Source organism: Paraburkholderia ginsengiterrae (assembly GCF_001645125.1).
GTDB classification, from domain to species: domain Bacteria; phylum Pseudomonadota; class Gammaproteobacteria; order Burkholderiales; family Burkholderiaceae; genus Paraburkholderia; species Paraburkholderia ginsengiterrae.
Genome location: NZ_LXKA01000289.1, coordinates 1 through 439, shown reverse-complemented (window position 1 = coordinate 439; position 439 = coordinate 1). Strand labels below are relative to the sequence as shown.

Genomic DNA, 439 nt, shown 5'->3' with positions numbered 1-439 from the left:
AGACGAGACGATGTCGAAACAACGAGCCAAACTGGCAGTCGGTAACTGGAAGATGCACGGGCGCCCCGCCGAGAATGCCGCGCTTTTGCAAGCCGTGGCGCACGGCGCGGGTCAATTGCCGGCTGACGTGCCGGTTGGGGTTTGTGCGCCGAGCCCGTATCTCGCGCAGACGCAATCGCTGCTGGAAGGTATCTGCGTCGTGTGGGGCGTGCAGGACGTCCCCGCATTTACGTATGGCGCCCACACCGGCGAAGTGGCTGCACCTATGGTGGTGGAACTCGCTGCCTCGCTCGCGACCGTCGGGCACTCGGAGCGTCTCGCTCATCATCGCGTACGCGCCGAGCTGGTTGCTGCGCAGTCGCAGCGCTTCCTCTATGCCGTCTTGCCCCTCACCGTATGTGCCTGCAAACCTCCCTCATTGCGCCAACCGACTCAGACC

The 439-nt window shown here is 64.2% G+C and carries 1 protein-coding gene; it reads left to right on the top strand.

The window, feature by feature from the left end:
• Nucleotides 1-10: 10 nt before the first annotated feature.
• The coding region (locus A6V37_RS20855) for a triose-phosphate isomerase (protein ID WP_208607886.1) at nt 11-439 on the top strand (429 nt) is incomplete at its 3' end.